17 protein-coding genes and 2 pseudogenes are annotated in these 21,361 nt (G+C 61.5%); 9 read left to right on the forward strand and 10 right to left on the reverse strand.

Annotated elements, in window-relative coordinates; translation table 11 throughout:
• Window positions 1–136: 136 nt before the first annotated feature.
• Both bcsN and AC0L7L_RS15100 read right to left on the reverse strand, forming a co-directional pair.
• Window positions 137–1,138: a cellulose biosynthesis protein BcsN gene (gene bcsN, locus AC0L7L_RS15095; RefSeq protein WP_473509851.1), complete on the reverse strand. Its 1,002-nt coding sequence runs from the start codon at window positions 1,136–1,138 to the stop codon at window positions 137–139.
• A gap of 16 nt (window positions 1,139–1,154) precedes the next feature.
• A pseudogene (locus AC0L7L_RS15100) lies at window positions 1,155–1,340 on the reverse strand (hypothetical protein); the annotation flags it as partial.
• A gap of 387 nt (window positions 1,341–1,727) precedes the next feature.
• On the opposite strand from AC0L7L_RS15100, the gene AC0L7L_RS15105 reads away from it, so the two are divergent.
• A complete protein-coding gene (locus AC0L7L_RS15105; RefSeq protein WP_473509853.1) occupies window positions 1,728–4,529 on the forward strand; it encodes a hypothetical protein in 2,802 nt (933 codons plus the stop codon).
• A gap of 211 nt (window positions 4,530–4,740) precedes the next feature.
• Here AC0L7L_RS15105 and AC0L7L_RS15110 read toward each other — a convergent pair whose 3' ends face one another.
• From AC0L7L_RS15110 to mutL, 3 genes and pseudogenes are all read right to left on the reverse strand, one after another.
• Entirely contained in the window at window positions 4,741–5,256 is a 516-nt protein-coding gene (locus AC0L7L_RS15110; protein WP_473509855.1) for a P-loop nucleotide/nucleoside kinase family protein, read from the reverse strand.
• 1 nt (window position 5,257) lies between these two features.
• Window positions 5,258–5,488, reverse strand: coding sequence for a DUF2093 domain-containing protein (locus tag AC0L7L_RS15115; protein ID WP_473509857.1), 231 nt, complete (start codon window positions 5,486–5,488; stop codon window positions 5,258–5,260).
• 39 nt (window positions 5,489–5,527) lie between these two features.
• Window positions 5,528–7,401: pseudogene (gene mutL, locus AC0L7L_RS15120) on the reverse strand (DNA mismatch repair endonuclease MutL).
• A gap of 153 nt (window positions 7,402–7,554) precedes the next feature.
• On the opposite strand from mutL, the gene AC0L7L_RS15125 reads away from it, so the two are divergent.
• Window positions 7,555–9,597 (forward strand): oxidoreductase, encoded by a 2,043-nt coding sequence (locus AC0L7L_RS15125; RefSeq protein WP_473509859.1) that lies wholly within the window; start codon window positions 7,555–7,557, stop codon window positions 9,595–9,597.
• A gap of 4 nt (window positions 9,598–9,601) precedes the next feature.
• On the opposite strand, the gene AC0L7L_RS15130 is transcribed toward AC0L7L_RS15125, so the two are convergent.
• Together AC0L7L_RS15130 and AC0L7L_RS15135 are read right to left on the reverse strand one after the other, a co-directional pair.
• On the reverse strand, window positions 9,602–10,483 hold the full coding sequence (locus AC0L7L_RS15130; RefSeq protein WP_473509861.1) for an SMP-30/gluconolactonase/LRE family protein: 882 nt from the start codon (window positions 10,481–10,483) through the stop codon (window positions 9,602–9,604).
• 64 nt (window positions 10,484–10,547) lie between these two features.
• Window positions 10,548–10,700, reverse strand: a complete 153-nt coding sequence (locus tag AC0L7L_RS15135) for a hypothetical protein (RefSeq protein WP_473509863.1) — start codon at window positions 10,698–10,700, stop codon at window positions 10,548–10,550.
• Between the two features lie 426 nt (window positions 10,701–11,126).
• On the opposite strand from AC0L7L_RS15135, the gene AC0L7L_RS15140 reads away from it, so the two are divergent.
• On the forward strand, window positions 11,127–12,245 hold the full coding sequence (locus AC0L7L_RS15140; protein WP_473509865.1) for an Mrp/NBP35 family ATP-binding protein: 1,119 nt from the start codon (window positions 11,127–11,129) through the stop codon (window positions 12,243–12,245).
• 15 nt (window positions 12,246–12,260) lie between these two features.
• Here the strand turns inward: AC0L7L_RS15140 and nagA are convergent, their stop codons facing one another.
• From nagA to AC0L7L_RS15155, 3 genes are read right to left on the reverse strand one after another with little or no spacing between them, the layout of a single operon-like run.
• A complete protein-coding gene (nagA, locus tag AC0L7L_RS15145) occupies window positions 12,261–13,415 on the reverse strand; it encodes an N-acetylglucosamine-6-phosphate deacetylase (RefSeq protein WP_473509867.1) in 1,155 nt (384 codons plus the stop codon).
• Between the two features lies 1 nt (window position 13,416).
• Window positions 13,417–14,445 (reverse strand): SIS domain-containing protein, encoded by a 1,029-nt coding sequence (locus AC0L7L_RS15150; RefSeq protein WP_272212847.1) that lies wholly within the window; start codon window positions 14,443–14,445, stop codon window positions 13,417–13,419.
• Window positions 14,446–14,480: 35 nt separating this feature from the next.
• Complete coding sequence (locus tag AC0L7L_RS15155; protein WP_473509869.1) at window positions 14,481–15,230, reverse strand: GntR family transcriptional regulator; 750 nt, start codon at window positions 15,228–15,230, stop codon at window positions 14,481–14,483.
• A gap of 190 nt (window positions 15,231–15,420) precedes the next feature.
• On the opposite strand from AC0L7L_RS15155, the gene AC0L7L_RS15160 reads away from it, so the two are divergent.
• From AC0L7L_RS15160 to AC0L7L_RS15185, 6 genes are all read left to right on the forward strand, one after another.
• Window positions 15,421–16,335, forward strand: coding sequence for a LysR family transcriptional regulator (locus tag AC0L7L_RS15160; RefSeq protein WP_272212850.1), 915 nt, complete (start codon window positions 15,421–15,423; stop codon window positions 16,333–16,335).
• Window positions 16,336–16,462: 127 nt separating this feature from the next.
• Window positions 16,463–17,968, forward strand: coding sequence for an ABC transporter substrate-binding protein (locus AC0L7L_RS15165; RefSeq protein ID WP_473509872.1), 1,506 nt, complete (start codon window positions 16,463–16,465; stop codon window positions 17,966–17,968).
• A 2-nt stretch (window positions 17,969–17,970) separates the two neighbouring features.
• A complete protein-coding gene (locus tag AC0L7L_RS15170; protein WP_473509873.1) occupies window positions 17,971–18,951 on the forward strand; it encodes an ABC transporter permease in 981 nt (326 codons plus the stop codon).
• The gene (locus AC0L7L_RS15175; RefSeq protein WP_473509875.1) at window positions 18,948–19,766 is read left to right on the forward strand and encodes an ABC transporter permease; all 819 of its coding nucleotides are present in this window, start codon (window positions 18,948–18,950) and stop codon (window positions 19,764–19,766) included. Before AC0L7L_RS15170 ends, AC0L7L_RS15175 begins: the two co-directional genes overlap by 4 nt.
• Entirely contained in the window at window positions 19,763–20,566 is an 804-nt protein-coding gene (locus AC0L7L_RS15180) for an ATP-binding cassette domain-containing protein (protein WP_473509877.1), read from the forward strand. Before AC0L7L_RS15175 ends, AC0L7L_RS15180 begins: the two co-directional genes overlap by 4 nt.
• Window positions 20,563–21,348: an ABC transporter ATP-binding protein gene (locus AC0L7L_RS15185; RefSeq protein WP_272212858.1), complete on the forward strand. Its 786-nt coding sequence runs from the start codon at window positions 20,563–20,565 to the stop codon at window positions 21,346–21,348. Before AC0L7L_RS15180 ends, AC0L7L_RS15185 begins: the two co-directional genes overlap by 4 nt.
• Window positions 21,349–21,361 lie beyond the last annotated feature (13 nt).

Here is a 21,361-nt window from a genome sequence, read left to right on the forward strand (position 1 = left end):
CACAAGATTCGCATTCCACGCTGTTTGGCGGCATATCGGCCTTTCGATGGGCACATAAACGGTCCTGCCCGCAACCTGCAAGCATCAGGACCGAAACAGTTTGTCGGCCAGTATTGCATAATTCGACCGCACGGAGCTATTCACAGCTCACCGTCGTCGAACCGGGCAGCAGGCGGCAGGGTGCTGCAGAGGTTGGACGCGATGTTTTTGTTGTCGCCGGTGCAACCGCCGCGGGGGATCGGGATGCCGGGGCCGCGCCGGAAGGCCTGGCAGGCACCGGGATGGAGCTGCTTGAGGGCGCTGCAGACGGGGTCGAAGACTGCTGCGGCGCCGCTGAAGTCGAAATAGCCGAGGCAGGCTGACGTCCTGGCGCCGGAATGGAAGACATGCCGGATGGCGCTGCGCCGCTGACTGCAGAAACGCCCGGGGCCGGCGGAACGCTGACATAGCCACCCGAGGGCAGGCTGCCGGGTGGCAGACGCACAACATCAAGGCTGATTTCATCAGAAGCGACGACAGGGGCAGCGGACCTGACGGTCGCACTGCGTGTCTGAGGCACGCTGCGCGCTGTCGTACGTTCCAGAACGGCTTCGGTATTGGCGAGGCGCTCCGGACGGTCATCATAGGCCTTGCGTGGATAGCTCGGCGCACCGGTCTCACCCAGAAGCGGCGGTGGCGATGCCTGCTCGCCATAGGGGTTCCAGCCATAGGCCTCGACAGCGACATTCACGGTATAGCCGTACATGATACCGAGCAAATCGTCTTCGCTGGCCCCGCTTTCGCAGAACCTGACCCTGATCTGAATAGTCCCGGCCTGTCCGAATGCCGCGAGGCTGTCACGTCCCGGCCTGATCTGCTGCCAGCCATACATGCAGAGATCATCACCGCGTCCCTGGCCAAAGGCATATCCAAAGGGACCGTAATTGTTCTGCACGTAATAGGGTGATTGCACCATTCTGACGCCGGCGAGCTCTTCACGCATGGACTCGTCGATGCGCGTCTCGGTCAGCGCGGTATAGCTCAGTGAGCGCTTGTTCATCGGAGAATAGTTGCGCGTGCCAAAGAAGATCGCATTGATGTAGTTCTGCCCCGGCGTTCGTGCATCGGTTCTCAGCAGGATCTCGCTGGTCGATGGCATTGGAATACTGCGTTTCGAGCACCGAAACGATAGCCGGCCCGCCCGGTGGCGGCATGATTACGGCTTCCTCGGGCATGAGGTTGCGGACATTGGATGTATAGGACATCAGATCGCCGGCACATCCCGAGAGCAACCCTACCGCCAGAAGGCCCATCGCCGCCCGGCATCGGGTCTTGATCAGATAGGCAATTGCGTTCGTCATGATTGAGCACACCCTGAGCTTTGCTGCGGCGACCCGGTTCTGTCCCTGGTCACACGATATTTCAACCCTACATTTTTCAGACTTTGGTAAACAAAGGACTAACAAAGCGATCTACAGATAAGCGCGCGCCGCAGTGCAGCTCCTGTTTTATTTGTCGAAAGCACCGAAACAACATGATTTTTAGTATTTCTTAACGACAATATGGGTTTGTAGAGGGCGAAGCTGTGCTCTTGTCGCGGAACACACCAGCGGAACAGGCCAGCGGTATGAACCGACCAGTTCCGTAATCCGGTTCCGAATTTGCGGGAGACGGCGAGATAAAATAAGGCGGGCAAGGTCGCGTTTTCTGGGATTGGTGACCGCCCGTTTGGCCGGAGTAGGGATGTTATGAGACTGACATATATTGCACTGACAGCCGGCGCGATCGCCTTGATCGGTGCAATCGGCATGGGCGGCGCAGGCCCCAAGGTGCCGGTCACAACAGCTATGGCCGAGCCAACATACCAACTCCAGCGCGCTTATGAGAAAATCGTCCAAGACGACCAGCCCGCGTCGATGAGCTCGCCCAAGCCGCTCTTTACGACGGTACCCGAGGCACAGGCTCAGGAACCGACTGAGGCGTTGCGCAACCTGCCCGATGCCTCACCCGCGCGCCAGAGTGCGCCGGCGCCCGCAACTTCACGGGAGAGCGCCGAACCGGCTCCTGACCAGCAGCCGGCCACACCGGCAGTCGATGAAAGCGCGTTGCGCTATTTCGCCCAGCAGGGCGACCTGCAGCGTCTCCAGGCCGAGATTTCGCGCCTCCGGTCGCTCTATCCCAACTGGACGCCGCCGGCCAATCCGCTGGCGGTCGAAGATGGTGAGGATGAGCAGCTCAATGCGATGTGGGAGGCATATGCAAAGGGCGATTACGCGATCGTACACCAGCTCATCAACACCCGCCGCACGGAAGAACCCGACTGGCAGGCGCCGGCTGACCTTCTCAACCGCCTGCATATCGCGGAAACGCGCACCAATCTGCTTCAGGCCTCGAAAGACGGCGATTATGAAGAAGTCATAGACCTCGCTTCGCAGGCGCCGAGCCTGCTCACCTGCGCGGAGATCAATATCCTCTGGCAGGTCGGTGAAGCCTTCGCCAGAACAGACAAGCTTACGCGCGCCATGGATGCCTACACATACGTCCTGAAGAATTGTGATGAGCCGCAGGAGCGCCTCGCCACGATGCAAAAAGCGATGGAATTCATGCCGTATGACGACATGAAGGCCCTGCTGAGCTATGAACGGTCGAGCGCTGGGGACACGCATGAATTTCAGGAGATCCGCGATGCGCTTCTGCGGGACCGGTTTGCGCAGGCCGGAGAAGACAAAACGATTGTGATCTCGCCCGACGATCTGGCCCATATGGAAACTCTGGCCAATGATGGCAAAGACCCAAAGGATGCCGAGCTTCTGGCGTGGTATTTCCTGGTACGAGACAGCGAATCCGCAGCGGAAGAATGGTTCCGCAAGGCCCGCGCGGAGGGGGATTCCGCGGAAATCTCGCAGGGGCTCGCGCTGATCCTGATCTCACAGGACAATGCCGAGGAAGCCGAGGCGGTGATGTATCCTTGGCGCAATGCTTCATCCGAGGCAATGGACACCTATCTGAACGCCGTCGTCAACATGCTCGGCCGCATCCCGCGCAAGGATTACGGCCAGGATGTGCTTGCACGCATGGCCGATGTCGTCACCGAGACCCAGAGCATGACCGCTGCCCAGCAATTCGGTTGGTATTCAAGCGATTTTGGCCAGCCGCTCGCCGCGCTGCAATGGTTCGAGGCAGCCCTTTCCTGGGAGGCGTCTTACGAGCCGGCGGCCTACGGTGTGACGCTGATGCTCAACAAACTGAGCTACAAACCGGGCGTCTATCTGATGCAGAAGATCTGGGCCCCCTATTCAGAGCGTATCGCCTGGCTAAACGACCCCAATGCGCCGGTCACCACCATCGAAAACGTGATGGCGACCGTATTCGAGCTGACCGGGCTTGAGCAGAGCGATGGCACGACCCGCACGGTTGCCGTACCGATTGCCGAGATCGACCTGTCCACCGGACAGCAGACCCCGCTTGGGGCTGCGGCGCCCACACCGGGAACGCTCGGACAGACGGGCACGGGTGTCTCACTGACTGCACCGCTCTATGCCCCCGGTTCCCAGCCGCTTGCAGGTGAGCAGGCAGAAAATGCTCCGGCAAATTATGTCCCGGACTACTACCAGTATTATTATGGCGCCGGTGCCTCCGGCACGCCGCCGGCCGCGGGCGATAGCGATCTTGCCAACCGCACACGCGCCATTGAGCGGCTGACCATTCCGCGCTCGATGATCCAGACCGATCCGGTGACCGGCGTTCAGACCGTCACCGTCGTCAATTCCGCGCTGGAGCCGAACCAGACCCGCTACAATGTTTCAGCTGCCCAGGTCCAGGCGGCCTTCTACACCACCGGCCAGCCTTCGGAGAAGACCGTGATCTATCGTTTCGACGAGCAGGCCTATATCAACCGGGACTATCTGCGGCAGTTCGAAATCACCTATTTCCTCAACCAGGAAAATGCGTCCGACAGCAGTGTCACCCTGTCCACATTGCCAGCTGGCACCCAGTTGCCCACGGGCACGCCCGTCGCAACCACGACACCTGCCGCAACGACCCGAGCGGCGTCCTCTACGACGACGACCACACGGCGCTCGACTTCGTCTTCTTCGGGCGGAAACTGCTGGAGCGGTCGTTCATCCGAGGGGCTGTCACCGAATGCCGCCCTCAGGCAGGGCTGGTGCCTTATGGACCTTGAGCGCCCGATGGAAGCAGCACGCGCCTTCGAAACCGCACTCGGCTCCTCTTCCGCGAAAAATCGCGAAGAAGCGGCCTATGGCCAGAGCCTCGCCTATATGCGGATGGGCCTCACCAGCAAGGCAGCCGTGTCGGCAGCAGAAGAGCCGCTCAGCCGTGAGCGCCAGCTCGGTCTCCAGGTACAGATCCTGACCAGTCGCGCGATTTCGGCTTATCAGGGTGGTCACTATCAGGATGCACTGCTTCTCCTGAACCAGCGCAGCCAGTTGGCCCCGGACGAGAACCGGACTGATGGTCATTCGTGGTTATGCCTATTACAATCTCGGCCGCTATTTCGACGCCCAGAAGGTGTTCGAAGCGCTCGCTGAAATGGGTGACCGCAAGGGCATGGAAGGCCTCGCTCTCGTGCGCGGCCAGCTCGGCCTGCCCGGCAGCAACTAGAGCACTTCCAGGTGAAGTGGACGGCGGCTCACCGTCCGGAGTTACGTAAAAACAAAGAAATAGAGCCTTCTTGCGTTTCCGCGAAACCCGGAAAGGCTCTAGTGCCATTCAGGCGCTCCGCTCTTCAGCGGAGATGCCTCAGGCTAATAAGGGCTGAAGTTCGGTCAGTATCTTCCCGGCTGCCGCTTCACTGGAGAGTTCGGCCGTATCGACCAGCACATCAGCCTCCCGCCAGGGTCTGTAGTCGCGGTCGATCACGGCCTTCCAGTCCGGCTCTGAGTGTCCATTACCGATGTCGCTCACCCGAGTTTCGATCCGGGCGCGATGCAGACCGGCATCCGAGCACACAATCTCGACACCGAGAAAGCCAGCTACAGCGCAAACTGCCGCTTCAGCGAACATGGAACGTGTCAGCGGCCACGGATTGACGCAGTCGACAATAACGTCCTGCCCGGTCTTCAGGTTGGAAACGGCAAGGGCTGCGGCAATCTGATAGCCCAACGGGCCGATATTGCAGTGCCCGTCATCAGCACGCAGAACAGCCTCGATTTCATCGACACGCAGAAAAACCGCCGGACGCTTTTGGGCAACAAGCCGTGCGATCGTGGTTTTGCCGGCCCCCGGAAGCCCGGCAAGGGCGATCAGCGTCGCCACATCAGGCCTTGCCGGTCGGCAGCGCTCCGGCCTTTTTCTCGGCCTCGAAAGCGGCTGGCGCATCGGCATAGGCTTCCTGCCGGGCAACGCTCCAGTAGCGCAGTTCATCGAGCGGGATACGGCGGCCGGTGATCGCACACAGCACATGCGTCCCCGGCATGATCACCTCGAAATCGGCATCCAGATACCGGATTTTTGCCTCACCCCTGCCATTGCCTTCAAGGATATTCACCGCACATTCTCCAAATTCAGGATGTTTTTCTTGCCGTTCTCAGCGTCCGAACAGGCGCTCGATATCGGCAAGTTTCAATTCTATATAGGTCGGGCGACCGTGATTGCACTGTCCCGAACCCGGTGTTTCTTCCATCTGCCGGAGAAGAGCATTCATTTCCTCAACGCGCAAGCGCCGTCCAGACCTGACAGAACCGTGGCAGGCCATGGTGGCGGCAACACTTTCAAGTTTGGCACGCAGGCCATCGGCGGTTTCCCACTCGCCGGCCTCATCGGCAAGCTGGCGGATCAGGGCCGGAGCATTGACCTCGCCCAGCATCGCCGGTGTTTCGCGCACCGCAATCGCGCCGGGGCCGAAACGCTCATAGACAAGTCCGAGGCGGTTCATCTCTTCGGCAAAGGGCATCAGCCGGTCGCAGTCTTCCTCTGGCATGTCGACAATCTCGGGGATCAGCAGCCCCTGCGACGGCAGTCTGCGGTCGGCAAGCGCCTTGCGCAGCGCCTCATAGACCAGTCGCTCATGGGCGGCATGCTGATCGACGATCACAAGGCCGGTTCCCGACTGGGCGACGATATAGTTTTCGTGAACCTGTGCGCGGGCGGCCCCCAGCGGATGATCCAAACGCACATCTTCCGTGCGCGGTTCAAAGCTCTCGGAACGGGCGGACGGTGCACCGAAGCCGGCAAGCATCTCACTGCCCTGCCCCGCCGTTTCAGCAACGTCCGCTGCCCCGAAAAAACCGCCTGCGGCGTCTCGCCAAAGCCTTGCGGCCGCGACGGCGAACGCTCCGCCGTCCAGTTGACATTGGATGGCCGCACATCGCGATTGCCAGCGCCAAAGCGCCCCGGTGTTGCGCCCGCCCCCTGCGGCGACGTGCCCGGACGAAAGGCCCGCAGCATCGCATCTGCGCCGGTGGAAGAGGCACGGTCGCCGTTCCGGGTCAACGCCTCGCGGATCGCCCCGACAATCAGGCCGCGCACCAGGCCCGGATCCCGGAAGCGGACATCGGCCTTGGCCGGGTGGACATTGACATCAACCAGACCCGGATCGAGCGAGAACCACAGAACCGCCATCGGATAACGGCCCTTCGGAACGGTCTCGGCATAGGCAGCGCGAATTGCACCCATCAACAGCTTGTCTTGAACCGGACGGCCATTGACGAACGCATAGAGATGCCCCGAATTGCCACGATTGAAGGTCGGCACGCCGACATAGCCGGTGAGACCGACATCCTCTCTGGCGGCATCGATTTCGATCGCATTCGGCCTGAAATCCTTGCCCAGAACCTGCGCGATACGGGCAAGCCGGTCATCGCCTGTCGCCGGGAGTTCCAGTGTCGAGCGATCGGAACCGGACAGCACGAAACGGACGGCGGGAAAGGCAAGCGACATGCGCTTGACCACCTCGGTGATCGCGCCCGATTCCGCCCGCTCGCTTTTCAAGAACTTCAACCGGGCGGGGGTCGCAAAGAACAGATCGCGCACCTCAACAATGGTGCCCGGATTGACCGGCGCCGGCTGCGGCTCCTTCAGCTTTCCACCATGCAATTCGATGCGGTAGCCCTCGCCCGCACCCCTTGTGCGGCTTGAAACCGAGAGTTTCGCCACCGAGCCGATTGATGGCAACGCCTCGCCCCGAAAGCCGAGTGTGCGGATATCGGTGAGATCGGCGGAAATCTTCGAGGTACAGTGCCGCTTTACCGCAAGTGCCAGATCCTCCGGCGTCATGCCCGAACCGTTATCCGTGACCCGCAACAGCGCCTTGCCACCACCGGCGGTCGCGATCTCGATGCGGGTTGCCCCGGCATCAAGCGCATTTTCCACCAGTTCCTTGGCAGCGCTTGCCGGCCGTTCGATGACCTCGCCGGCGGCAATCTGGTTGATGACGGTTTCCGAAAGCTGTCTGATGCTCATGGCGCATATCTAAAGGGATTCGCACGCTATGGAAACGCTTCACGACAGTACCATCTCCGATTTTTGACGCTGGCTGGACAGCGCCCGACGCGTTCAGCCGAGGCGCGAGCATATTTTCATGTAGCATGAAGACAGAAAACGCCGGAGCCCGCCATGCACGATGATCCCCTGCTGCAACCCTTCCAGCTCAAGCACCTGCGCCTCAAGAACCGGCTAATGTCGACCGCCCACGAGCCGGCCTATGGCGAGGGGGGCCTGCCCACCGACCGCTACCGGCTCTACCACGCGGAAAAGGCCAGGGGCGGGATCGCACTGACGATGACGGCAGGCTCGGCGGTGGTCGCACCGGATTCCCCGGCCGCCTTCGGCAACCTCCATGCATGGCGCGACGAAATCGTTCCGCTGATGGCCCGCATTGCCGACGACTGCCACGAACATGACTGCGCGGTGATGATCCAGCTTACCCATCTTGGCCGGCGCACCAGCGGCTGGAACATGGGCGACTGGCTGCCGGTGCTTTCCGCCTCGCCAACGCGGGAACCGGCCCACCGCACATTCCCGAAGGCGATGGAGGATTTCGACTTTACCCGCATAGTGGAGGATTACGCCACCGCCGCCGAGCGGATGATGGCGGCAGGCCTCGACGGGATCGAGATCGAGGCCTATGGCCATCTGCTCGACAGTTTCTGGTCGCCGCTGACCAATCAGCGCGACGATGCGCATAATGGTTCGCTTGAAAACCGGCTGCGGTTCACCTTCCTTGTGCTGGATGCGATCCGCAAGCGCTGCGGACCGGATTTCATCGTCGGCATGCGCCTGGTCGCCGACGAGAACCGGGCGGGCGGGCTTTCCCGCGCCGACGGGCTTTCGATCTGCCAGACGCTCGTCGACAGCGGCACGATTGATTTCCTCAACATCATTCGTGGCCATATCGATCATGACGCACCGCTGACCGAAGTAATTCCGATCCAGGGCATGGCCTCGGCTCCGCATCTCGATTTCGCCGGCGATATCCGCAAGCAAACGCGCTTTCCGGTTTTCCATGCCGCCCGCATCGCCGATGTCGCCACCGCCCGCCACGCGATTGCCGAGGGCCGGCTCGACATGGTCGGGATGACACGTGCCCACATGGCCGATCCGCATATCGTCGACAAGATCAAGGCCGGGCTCGAAGACCGCATCCGCCCCTGTGTCGGTGCCACCTACTGTCTCGACCGGATTTATGAAGGCGGCGAGGCGCTGTGCATCCACAATGCCGCGACCGGCCGCGAAGCGACCATGCCGCATATCATCCAGACCGCCGGGCGCACGCGAAAGGCCGTGGTTGTCGGCGCCGGCCCGGCAGGGATGGAGGCAGCCCGCGTGCTGGCTGAACGCGGGCATCAGGTCACTGTGTTCGAAGCGACCGATGAAGCCGGCGGACAGATCAACCTTATGACCCGCAATCCGCGCCGCCGCGAACTCATTGGTATTGTCGACTGGCGGCTTGCCGAGCTTGAGCGCCTGTCCGTCCCGATCCGTTACAACATTTTTGCCGAGGAAGAGGATATTCTCGCTGAAGCGCCGGATCTGGTGGTGATCGCCACCGGCGGCATTGCCCAATCGCCACCACTTGACGAAGGCGAGGAGCTTGCGGTCTCAAGCTGGGATATCCTTGCCGGCACGGTCAAGCCTGCAAGCAAGGTGCTGCTGTTCGACGATCATGGCGGCCATCCCGGCCTGACAACGGCGGAAATGATCGCCGATAGCGGTGCGGCGCTCGAGATCGTCACCCCGGAACGCTTCTTCGCGCCCGATGTCGGCGGCATGAACCACGTCCCCTATGCCGGGCGTTTCGCCGAAAAAGGCGTCAGGATCACCATCAACAAGCGCTTGAAAGCCATAAGGCGGGACGGCAACGCACTGAAGGCGCTGCTTGCCAGCGACTATGCGCCGGGCGTCGTCACAGAGGTGGAGACCGGGCAGGTCGTGGTCGAATACGGCACAATGGCGATGGATGATCTGTATTTTGCCCTCAAACCGCTGTCGCGCAATGGCGGCGAAGTCGACTACCGGTCGCTGATCGCGCGAAAGCCGCCTCTGCCGCAGTCCAACGCGGAAGGTGGTTTTGACCTTTTCCGCATCGGCGATGCCGTGCATGCGCGCAATATCCACGCCGCCATCTACGATGCGCTGCGCTATTGTTCGCTGATGTGAGCGCTCAAAACGCCTTGTAGGCCGGGTCGAAACGCGGCTTGGCGCCGGTGACGAGTGCGAAGGTGAAACCGGCATTCGGCTCCTCGGCAATTTTGGCATCCATTGCAGCAGACGTCACCATCATCCAGCCGCCGTCACGGCCGATGAAGGCAGGGCAGGTCGGTTGGCGGGCGGGCAGCTGGAAGCGGGCAACCAGCTTGCCGGCGGTGTCATAGCGGTCGAGAACACCGGAACCGAAACGGGCGTTCCAGATATGGCCATCTCCGTCGCAAATCGCCCCGTCCATGCCGCCGGGCTTATCCGAGGTGTCGATAAACACCGTCGCAGGCCCGTCGGGCAGCCCGGTTTCGGGATCGACGGGAACCTGCATCAGCGTGTTGAGATCGGTATCGACATAGTAACCCGTGGCACCGTCCGGCGAAAAGCAGATCGCGTTTGGGATGGTGATCCTGTCGAAAATCCTGGTCACCGTGCCGCCCAGCACATGATAGATCGCCCCCGCCTCTTTCTCGGCGTTTTTGCCCATGGTGCCGACCCAGAACGCGCCCGATGCGTGAACCCGGGCGTCATTGGAACGGGTGACGGGATTGTCCGGTTCGATAGCAGCATGCAACGACAAGGCGCCGGTTGAGGCGTCATGAAAATAAAGGCCTGTCTCCGTCGCGATGACATGGCGCCGTTCATCAACCACAGCCATCGCGCTTGCCATTTCGGGAAGCGAGATAATCCGGCGATCCCGGGTCGAGGCATTGAGGAGATGGAGCTTGCAGTTGAGAATATCAAACCACCAGATCTGATCTGTCGCCGGGTCGTACCCCGGCCCCTCGCCCAGTTCCGTTCGGTCGTTCACCAGGATCCGGCCTTCGAATACGGTCTCTGCGGTCATTGTCGCTAACGGCGCTCCTCTTGTGGCATTGTGGCGGTTCCTTGCGTTTCGAGAGCCTCCTCGCTCAGAATCGCAGACTTTCCCGACCGTGCAAATGAGGAAAGACAACGTGGGCCGATAAATCAAGGTTTCTGTTCGCGTTCTTGCCATCGAAGCCGCAAAACCGCCCAAAAAATGGCGCGGTCAGCGGCGCGATGAAGAAAAAATAGCGCGCCATGACTTGTCCCTGACGCGAAACGCTCAAGCCCAAAAAATAAGCGGAGTCAATAATTTGTGCATCGCAACACACGCGCAATGGCGGGCGTTGACGGAGCCTCAAGTCTAAATCACTGTTCTACCCGCAAAAAAGCCGCTTGCAATGGCTAATGTAATGGTTCATCTTCTCATCAATTCCAGAGGGGATGAAAACAAACACGCGCCCAAGAGCGCGGGTTGAAAACAACAGAAACGCTGGCGCGACAGACTTTCAAAGTCTTCATTCTCGCGCCGGCGTTTCTGTTTTCTTCTTGCCGGAAATACTGCAACAGTCCCCGTTTCTTGTCCCACATCCCTGCCCCTTGAACGATGCCTTGCGGTCGCTCGACCATTGGCGTTTCGGTCAATCTTCACTATCTAGACACTGTGTCAGAACAGGAAGGGCGCCATGACCGACATCACCAAAGAACAGGTTCTCAGAAGCCTTGAATCCGTGACACTTGCCGATGGCAAGCCATTGGCCTTCAGCGGTCTGGTTTCAGACATTTTCATTGCCGATGGAAAGATCTATTTTTCGCTGAGCGTGCCTGCCGATACGGTCGAGGCCTTTGAACCTGTCCGATTGGCCGCGCAAAAGGCGGCCGAAGCCCTGCCCGGGGCACGTCAGGCACTGGTGACGCTGACCGCCGACAAGCCGGCCGAGCAACCCCATGAACGCCCCAAACCTGAAGCGCACAAGGCCCATGCCGATACCAACAAGCCCGCCAAACCGGACATTCCCGGCATCGGTTCCATCATAGCAGTTGCCTCAGGCAAGGGGGGCGTGGGCAAATCCACGACCTCGGTCAATCTTGCGCTTGGTCTTGCTGCGGAAGGACTGAAGGTCGGCCTTCTGGATGCCGACATCTACGGCCCTTCAATCCCCCGGCTGATGGGTTTGTCCGGCCGCCCGATGCAAGGGCCCGGTCGCACCATCATGCCGATGGAAAAATACGGCCTCAAGGTGATGTCGATCGGCTTTCTGGTCGATGAGGGGACCGCCGTGATCTGGCGCGGGCCGATGGTTCAGTCTGCGCTGATGCAGATGCTGCGCGAGGTTGCCTGGGGCGAGCTCGACGTTCTCGTTGTCGACATGCCGCCCGGCACCGGAGACGCTCAGTTGACCATGGCCCAGCAGGTACCGCTTGCCGGCAGCGTCGTGGTCTCCACCCCGCAGGACCTCGCGCTGATTGATGCGCGCAAGGCGATCGCGATGTTTAACAAGGTGTCCGTGCCGGTTCTCGGCATCGTGGAAAACATGAGTGCTTTCATCTGCCCGAGCTGCGGCGAGACCCATCACATCTTTGGCCATGGCGGCGCAAAGGCGGAGGCTGAAAAGATCGGCGTTCCGTTCCTCGGCGAGGTGCCGCTGGCCATGGATATCCGCACAACCTCCGACGACGGAACGCCGGTGATGGCCGGAGAACCGGACGGAGAATACGCGGAAGCCTACCGCGCGATCGCAAAGGCAACCCGGACGGGCCTTGAGGCGAGAACCAGCAAGGGCCCGTCGATCGTGTTCGACTGACCCTTGGTAGAGGCCTCAGGCTGCGGAGAAAACGCGCGCGCCGCCGATATAGGTGGCCGCAAGCTGCAGGTCTTCGCTCAGCAGCACGAAATCGGCATCGGAGGCCTGCTCAAGCCGCCCCTTGTGCCTGGCGTTAACGGCGTCTGCAGGATAGAGCGAGGCCATGCGCAGCGCCTCTTCAAGCGGCACACCAAGAACCTTGTGGCAGTTGATCACGCAGGTCAGCATGTCTGTATCGGCACCGGCAAGCGTTCCATCGGCAAGCGTCAGCCGGCCTTCGCTGCGGCAGATCGTGCGGCCATTGAGGGTGAAGCTCTCCATATCCGTTCCCGTAACCGACATAGCATCGGTCACAAGAAAGATCCGGCCTGGCCCTTTCTTGGCTCTGAGCGCAATCCCCATGGCCACGGGATCGACGTGATAGCCATCGGCAATCAGGCCGCATGACAGCCCGCCATCAGACAGGACCGCACCGACAAGACCGGGTTCACGGTGGTTGAGCGGGCTCATCGCATTGAACAGATGGGTGGCCATGCTGGCGCCGGCCATGCGGTATTCGCCGGCCGAGGCACAGCCTGTCCCGGTATGGCCGAGGCTGACGGTATAGCCAGCCTCGCAAAGCCGCGCGACCTGCTGACGCTGCACACTTTCCGGCGCCACCGTGATCAGCGCAACGCCGAAAGCCCCGGCATTTTCAACGAGAAAATCGCAATCTGCCGTTTCCATCGGCCGGATCAGCGCCGGATCATGCGTTCCCTTCCTTGCAAGCGCCAGATGCGGGCCTTCCAGATGCAGGCCGAGAAAGCCGGGAACGGCGGCAGCATGTGCCTCCCGTCCGGCCGCAACCGCCTGCTTTACCACCTCGGGCCTGTCGGTGATCAGCGTCGGCAACAGCGCTGTCGTGCCAAACTGCGCATGGGCGCGGCAGATGGTCTCGATGCCCGCAAGGCTCGGATCATTGTTCAGCAGAACGCCGCCGCCGCCATTGACCTGAAGGTCGACAAAGCCCGGAGCGATCATATGGCCGTCGGCACGAATGATCTCGGCATCGGCAGGCACACGGCGCTCGGCGAAAAGTCCCTCGATCCGTTTTTCGGAGAAAACCAGCGCCAAGCCTGTGTGAAAGCTTTCCCCGTCAAATATCCGCGCACCGCAGATCGCCTTTTTCATCTCACTCGGTCTCCGTCACCTTGTTGAGCGCCACTGGCTGATCGGGGTTGAACCCGCGAGCGCGCGACAGCGTTTCGATGAAGCTGTAATAGGGCACGATCAGCGCCAGCGCATCGGTCAGCGGATGACCGGAGTCCACGAAGGGAAGCCGCGTGGTTTTGTCGCCCATATCCGAAGACAGAAACACGTCAGCGCCCTTGGCTGCCATGCCGGAGGCGGTTTTCGCAATCGAGGCCTCCGCCTTGTCGCGCGCGGCAAAGGCAATCACCGGGAACCGCGCCTCCACCAGCGAAACCGGCCCGTGCATGACTTCAGCCGATGAATAAGCCTCGGCATGCAGCTCTGAGGTTTCCTTGCATTTCAGCGCCGCTTCGCTGGCAATCGCAAAGCTCGGCCCCCGGCCCAGCGCATAAAGCGACTGCGCATTCTCGAGCGAGGCCATCAGCGGCGACCAGTCACAGGCAAGCGCCTTGCCGAGATCGTCGGGCAGTCTGGCAAGCGCATTTTTGAGTGCCGCATCATCGGCCCATTCGGCAAGCACGCCAAGGCCGGCAATGATGGAATTGACATAGGACTTGGTTGCAGCCACCGCCTTTTCCGGACCGGCGGCAATATCGATCGGCTGGTCGGCGACATCTGCAAGCGGCGAGGCGATGGTGTTGACCAGCGACAGCGTCAGTGCCCCGCCGGCGCGCGCGGACTTACCAAGCGCAACGATATCCGGGCTCTTGCCGGACTGGGAAATACAGATCGCCGCCGCGGATCCCATCTTCAGCGGCGCATCATAGATCGAGGCCAGCGAAGGGCCGAGCGAGGCCACCGGAACACCGGTTGTCAGCTCGATCGCATATTTCAAAAACAGGGCCGCGTGATCGGAGGAGCCACGCGCCACCGTGACCACAACGCCGGGGTCCTTTTCGGCGAGCGCCTTGCCGGCCTCGGCAAAAGCCTTTCCACTGCCGTCGAGCAGTCGGGCCGCGGCGGCCGGAATTTCGTTGATCTCACGGCGCATATGGGTCGGTTCAGTCATCGCACAGTCTCTCGGTTCATGTTGCATCGCCGCGCCTATTCATCGTTGGAAAAGGTCAGTTCGGCGACGAGGTCGTAAATATCGCTTCGATAGAAGGATCGGGTGATCTCAATGGTGCGCCCGGATGTATCGAACCCGGTTCTGAGGATGGCAAGCGCCGGAGATCCGGCCGGCACCCCCAGAAGTCTGGCCTGCTCATCCGTCAGCACAGAGGCCGTGATGCGTTCGCTGGCCCGCTCAAGCCGAATGCCACGTTCGGCGAGGGCCGCATAAAGCGACGGTCCGACGGCCGCCGGTGCGTCCAGAATATCGGCGGGCAGAGATGTATGCTCCAGCGCCATCGGCCGGCTACTGCCAAAGCGGATGCGGCTGAGGCGGGCGACATACAATCCCGTCGCCGCGCCGAACGCCCTGGCCTCTTCAGCCGTGGCCGGAAACAATCCGCGCTCCAGCCAGCGCGAATGCGGTCTGAGCCCACGCGCCATCATGTCTTCGGTGAATGATGTCAGGCGCTTCAGCGGTTGCTCGATGCGGTCCGCCGGGAAGGCAACGAAGGTGCCTGCCCCCTGCCGTCGTATCAGCAGGCCCTCGCTTGTCAGTTCGGCAATCGCGCGGCGCACGGTCACGCGGCTGACGCCGAGCAGCCGGGCCAGATCGCGCTCCGGCGGCAAAGCGGCTCCGCCCTCAAGCGCATTACCGGCGATGGCCGCCGCAATGCCTGCCTTCAGGCGCTGGTACAGCGGGCCATCTCCCGAGACATCGATATTCCTGAACAGCTCCTGCATGAGCGCAGCCGATCCCCGCTTGGTATTTCAGCCTTTGACAAAATAATACCAATTAAATACCAAAATACAACAAGTGTTTGTCGGCCTGTCCAAACACAAACAGGGGTATCCAGGCATGGGCAGGTGCGCATGGGCTTGCCCTGACACACAAGTGCGGATCAAATGCTGAGGCAGCAACCGGGGCAATTTCATGCAGCTACAGGCGATCATCTATTTCAACGAACTGGTGCGATCGCGTTCGATCCGGCAGGCCGCCGAAGCGCTCGGTGTTTCACCGATGGCCGTCAGCCGTCAGTTGGAAAACCTCGAAGCCTATTTCGATGCGCCACTGGTGGAGCGCGGCGCACGCGGGATCGTGCTGACGGCAGCCGGCACGCTGCTGGCGGAACGAACGCATGCCGTGATCCGCGACCTCGAAAGCGCCCGGCAGGTCATCGACGATCTGCGCGATCTGAAGGCAGGCCATGTGTCGCTGCATGTCAATGGCGCCGTGATCAGTGCGATCCTCGCCCCTGCTCTCGCCGAATTCTATGCGCTTTATCCCGGCATTTCGATTGCGGTGACAGTCTCGTCAGCCGAAGCCGCGATCCGTGCTGTCACCGCGGGCGAAAGCGATCTGGCGGTGACGATGTTTTCGCCGAAAGATGCCAACACCCAGACCCTGTTCGAACTGCCGGTGCTGCATGAGCCGGTGATGGCCCCCGATCACCCGCTGGCAACCCGGGACACGGTGACGCTCGAAGACATCCGCAACCACGCCATTGCCATGCCCGACCGCGCCTTCAGCGTTCGCCGCGATTTCGACGCGCGTCAGCGCGCAGCCGGCCTCGAACCGATGGCGGCGATCTTTGAAACCTCCTCGCTGGAATTGCAGAAGGAACTGGCGCGCAGCGGTGCAGCCGTCCTCATCCTGCCGACCATGACGGTTGCCCGCGAAATCCGCGAGAAGGCACTGACAGTGCGGCCATTCGAAAAACGGGCCGAAATCGCCACCGAAATCCGGCTGATCACGACTGGCGGCCCGACGCCGACCTTTGCCGCACAACGCCTCACCGATTTTCTGAAGACCTTTCTGTCCACCCATGCGGGTCTGGCCAGCCGATGAACTGAACAACTCAGTGAAACGATTACCGTTACACTAGGCAGTATTATCGGGAAAATGATTTACACTTGGCCGTGCGGTACGTTATAGACCTCCTCCAGTTCGTCCCACCGGAAAGGATCTCCAAGGCATGCGCAAACGTCCCGGCATAACCATCAGCGCCCTTTTTGCAGCATCGGTCTTAACGGGCATCACGGTAGCCTCTCCGGCGCTTGCCGAAACCAGAACAGACCTGGTGATCGGCATGAGCATCGAGCCGGCCGGCCTCGACCCGACGGCCGCCGCACCGGTCGCCATCGGCCAGGTGGTCTGGCAGAATGTGTTCGAAGGCCTTGTCACCATCAACGAAGCAGGTGCGATCGCGCCTCAACTGGCCACCGACTGGACAGTCTCCGATAACGGACTGACCTACACTTTCGATCTCCGCGAGGGCGTCACCTTCCATAACGACCGAGCCTTCAACGCCGAAACCGCGAAGTTTTCAATCGATCGCATCATCGCAGACGATTCCGTCAACCCGCAAAAGGCGCTCTACAGCGCCATCGAAAACGTGGAAGCGCCCGACGCAAATACGTTGGTGCTCAACCTTTCCCGCCCCGCCTATGACCTGCTCTACTGGCTCGGCTTTCCTGCTGCCGTGATGGTGGAACCGAAAAGCGAACCGGCCAACGCCACCGATCCGGTCGGCACCGGTCCGTTTTCCTTTGTCGAATGGCGAAGGGGCAATCAGGTCGAACTCGCCACTTATCCGGACTATTGGGGCGAAAAGCCGGCGCTTGAACAGGTCACCTTCCGCTTCATCGCCGATCCGCAGGCACAGGCCGCAGCGCTCAATTCCGGCGGCGTCGACGCCATTCCGGAATTTGCCGCACCTGAACTGGTCAGCCAGTTCGAGACCAAGGATGCCTTCGCCGTCGTGCCCGGCACCACCGGCATGGAAGTGGTGGCTGGCATGAACAATGCCGAGCCGCCTTTCGATGACCGCCGTGTGCGCCGGGCATTGATGATGATGATCGACCGCCAGGCGATCGTGGATGCCACCAATTCAGGCTATGGTACACCGATCGGCAGCCATTTCTCGCCGTCTGATGCCGGCTATGAGGATCTGACCGGGGTTCTGCCCTACGACCCGGAAGCGGCTAGCGCGCTTCTTGCCGAAGCGGGCTATGCCGACGGGTTTTCCTTCACCATGAAAGTGCCAAACCGTGCCTATGCCGAACGCGCGGCAGAAATCATGCAGGCCTATTTCGCGCAAGGCGGCGTCACTGCGACAATCGAGTCCTCCGAGTTTCCGGCGACATGGATCAAGGATGTATTCAAGGACACCAATTACGACATGACCATTATCGGCCATGCCGAACCGCTCGATATCGGCATCTATGCGCGCAAGCCATACTACTTCAACTATGACAACGCCGCGTTCGACACCACGATGACCGCAATCGCCAATGCAACCGACGCGGAAGCGCGGCTTGAGGGCTACAGACAGGCGCAGGAAATCCTCGCCGAGGACGTGCCGGCGCTGTTCCTTTATGCCTGGCCGAAGATCGGCATCTGGAAAGCCGGACTTGAAGGCATGTGGACGAACGAGCCGGTGCCCTCCAACGATGTCACCGATGCCCGCTGGAGCGAATAGACTTGGCGCAAGCCGGACCTTTTGAGGCTAGCAGAAACGGGGCGCCGGCACGGCTGGCGCGCCGCTTTGCTTTTCTGCTGGCAAGCCTTTTGGCCGTCTCCTTCGTCATCTTCGCGGTGATGGCAGCAGTACCGGGCGACCCGGCGGAGATCATGCTCGGCACGTCGGCCGCCCCCGATACGCTCGCCGCCCTGCGTCACCAGCTTGGCCTCGACCAGCCATTTCTTATCCGCTATTTCGACTGGCTGACAGGCCTCCTGACGGGCGACCTCGGCAACTCCTATACCTATGCCACACCGGTCGGCACGCTGATCGCGGAACGGCTCGCCGTCACCCTGCCGCTTGCCGGTCTTGCGATTTTCCTCTCGGTGGCGATCTCGCTACCGCTTGGTGTCCTGGCCGCAGCGCGGCCCAACGGCCCGGTTGATCTGTTTGCATCTCTGTTTGCCCAGATCGGTATTGCGGTCCCCAATTTCTGGATCGGGCTTTTGTTGATCCTCGGCGTGGCGCTCACCTTTGGCTGGTTTCCCGCAGGCGGCTTTCCTGGCTGGGATAGCGGGCTCATGCCCGGCCTCAACGCCCTTGTGCTGCCGGCCATAGCCCTCGCCATTCCACAGGCGGCGGTGCTGACGCGGGTAACCCGCACCGCCGTCATCGAAATCGCAAATGAAGATTTCGTGCGCACCGCTCGCGCCAAGGGGGCAACGCCGGCTTACGCGCTCTGGCACCATGTTGTGCCGAACGCGCTGATCCCGGTCGTAACCATGCTCGGCCTGCAGATTTCGGTCCTGATCGCTGGAACGGTGCTGGTCGAAAATGTGTTCACCCTGCCGGGCATGGGAACGCTTGCCTATCAGGCGCTTGCCCAGCGTGACCTGATCGTGGTGCAGAATGTCGCCCTGTTCTTCGCCGCCATCGTCATGGGGCTCAACTTCGCAGTTGACGCGCTTTACGCCGTGATCGATCCTAGGTTGAAGCGATGAAGCGGCTGCCCCTCTCGCTTCTGATCGGCGGCACGATCACCGCGCTTTTCGTCGCAGCGGCGATTACCAGCCGGTTCTGGACCCCCGTGGACCCGACGATGATCAACATTCCCGCCCGGCTGAAACCGCCCGGCCCGGGCGGGTTTCTGGGCGCCGATCATTTCGGACGCGATGAGGCCTCGATGATCATGGCGGGCGCATGGGTCTCGCTCGGCACCGCCTTTTCCGGCGTTTTCATCGGCGGCACGATCGGCACACTGGCGGGCACGGCGGCCGCGGCATCGCGCGGGCATTTCGAAACGCTGACCATGCGCGTCAACGATGTGATCTTCGCGTTTCCGCCGGTGCTGTCCGCACTGCTGCTTGCCGCTGTCCTCGGCGGCGGGCCGGCAACCACCATCACCGCGATCGCACTGTTCATGGTGCCGGTGTTTGCACGGGTGACACGGGGCGCCGCCCTTCAGGTCTGGGCGCGCGACTATATTCTTGCCGCCCGCATGGCCGGCAAATCCGCTCCCCGGATCACGCTCGAACATGTCCTGCCCAACATCGGCTCGCAGATCATCGTGCAGTTTGCGATCCAGACAGGTCTTGCGATCCTGACGGAAGCGGGTCTTTCCTTTCTCGGACTTGGCGTCGCCCCGCCGACACCATCATGGGGCAGGATGCTGGCAGAGGCGCAGACCTACCTTGCAGCCGCCCCGCATATGGTGCTCGCGCCGGGCCTTGCGATCTGCCTTGCGGTTCTCGGCCTTAATCTTCTGGGCGACGGTCTCAGCCACCTCACCGATCCGCGCAGGAGAGAGCGCCGATGATGCTTGAGATCGAAAACCTGACTGTCGGTTTCGATACCGGCGGCGCAAACCGCACAGTGCTCCATGGTATCGATCTTGCACTCGCGCGTAGTGAGACACTGGGCATCGTCGGCGAAAGCGGGTCGGGGAAATCGATGCTCGCACTTGCCACCATCGGGCTGTTGCCCGCAACGGCGAAGGCCACCGGCGCGCTCCGCCTTGACGGCGAGAACCTGCTCGCGCTGTCCGAACGGCAGATGAGCCGGATCCGTGGCGCCCGCATCGGCATGATCTTTCAGGAGCCGATGACGGCGCTCAATCCAGCCATGACCATCGGCAACCAGATCGCCGAAACCTTCCACCTCCATCGCCCGGCTGGCCGGACAAAGGCAAGGCACGAGGCCATGCGCCTGATGGAGATGGTCAGGATCGCCCGCGCAGGCACCAGAATAAATTCCTATCCGCATGAACTGTCCGGCGGTGAGCGCCAGCGCGTCGGCATCGCGATCGCGCTGGCGCTGAAGCCGGACCTTCTGATCGCCGACGAGCCGACGACCGCGCTCGACGTCACGGTTCAGGCGGAAATCCTCGACATCCTCAAAAGCCTGGTCGGCGAGCTCGGCATCGGACTGATGCTGATCTCCCACGACATCGGGGTCATCGCCCGCATGGCGGACCGTGTCACGGTGATGCATGACGGCCGGCTGATGGAGACCGGTGCGGCGGAAGATGTTATCCGCCGTCCGTCCCATGACTATACCAGGCGCTTGCTGTCATCACTGCCCCATCGGGTGCGCGCCGGCCTGGGTGAAGCGTCATGACAGCCCTTCTGCGCATCGAAAACCTCACCCGCCGCTATCACGCCGATGCCCCTGCCGCCCTTGATAACGTTTCGATCAGCCTTCAGGCCGGAGAGATCCTGGGCATTGTCGGTGAAAGCGGGTCGGGGAAATCCACCCTCGCCCGCCTGATTACGGCGCTCGACAAGCCAACGTCCGGCACGGTGTTTTTCGAGAACCGTCAGATCACAGCCATTTCCGACCGGCAGCTCCGGCGCATGCGCCGCCATTTCCAGATGGTGTTTCAGGATCCTTATGGCTCGCTCGATCCGCGCCATAACGTCGGCCGGATCATCGGCGAGCCGCTGCATCTGGAAGAGAATGCGCCGCGCGGCAAAGCGAGGCGGGAGCGGATCGCGGCCCTTCTGGAAGAGGTCGGCATGAAGCCCAGCGATATCGACCGCTATCCGCATCAGTTTTCCGGCGGCCAGCGCCAGCGCATCGCCATTGCCCGCGCGCTGATCACACGGCCGAAACTGCTGGTCGCCGACGAACCGACATCGGCGCTTGATGTCACCGTCCAGGCCCAAATCCTGAAGCTTCTTCTCACCATGCGCGCGGACCACGGCGTTTCGATCCTGCTGATCACCCACAATATCGCCGTGGTTGACGAGATCTGTGACCGGGTTGCGGTGATGCGCGGCGGCCAGATCGTCGAGGAGGGCATTGTGCGCGATGTGCTCGACAACCCGCATGAGGCCTATACCCGGCGGCTTGTCGATGCGGAGCCGACGCTTGCCGAACTCGACCGGCACCGGCCATGAAAAAGCCCGGCCT

The sequence above is a fragment of the Martelella sp. K41-7 genome, from assembly GCF_055808365.1.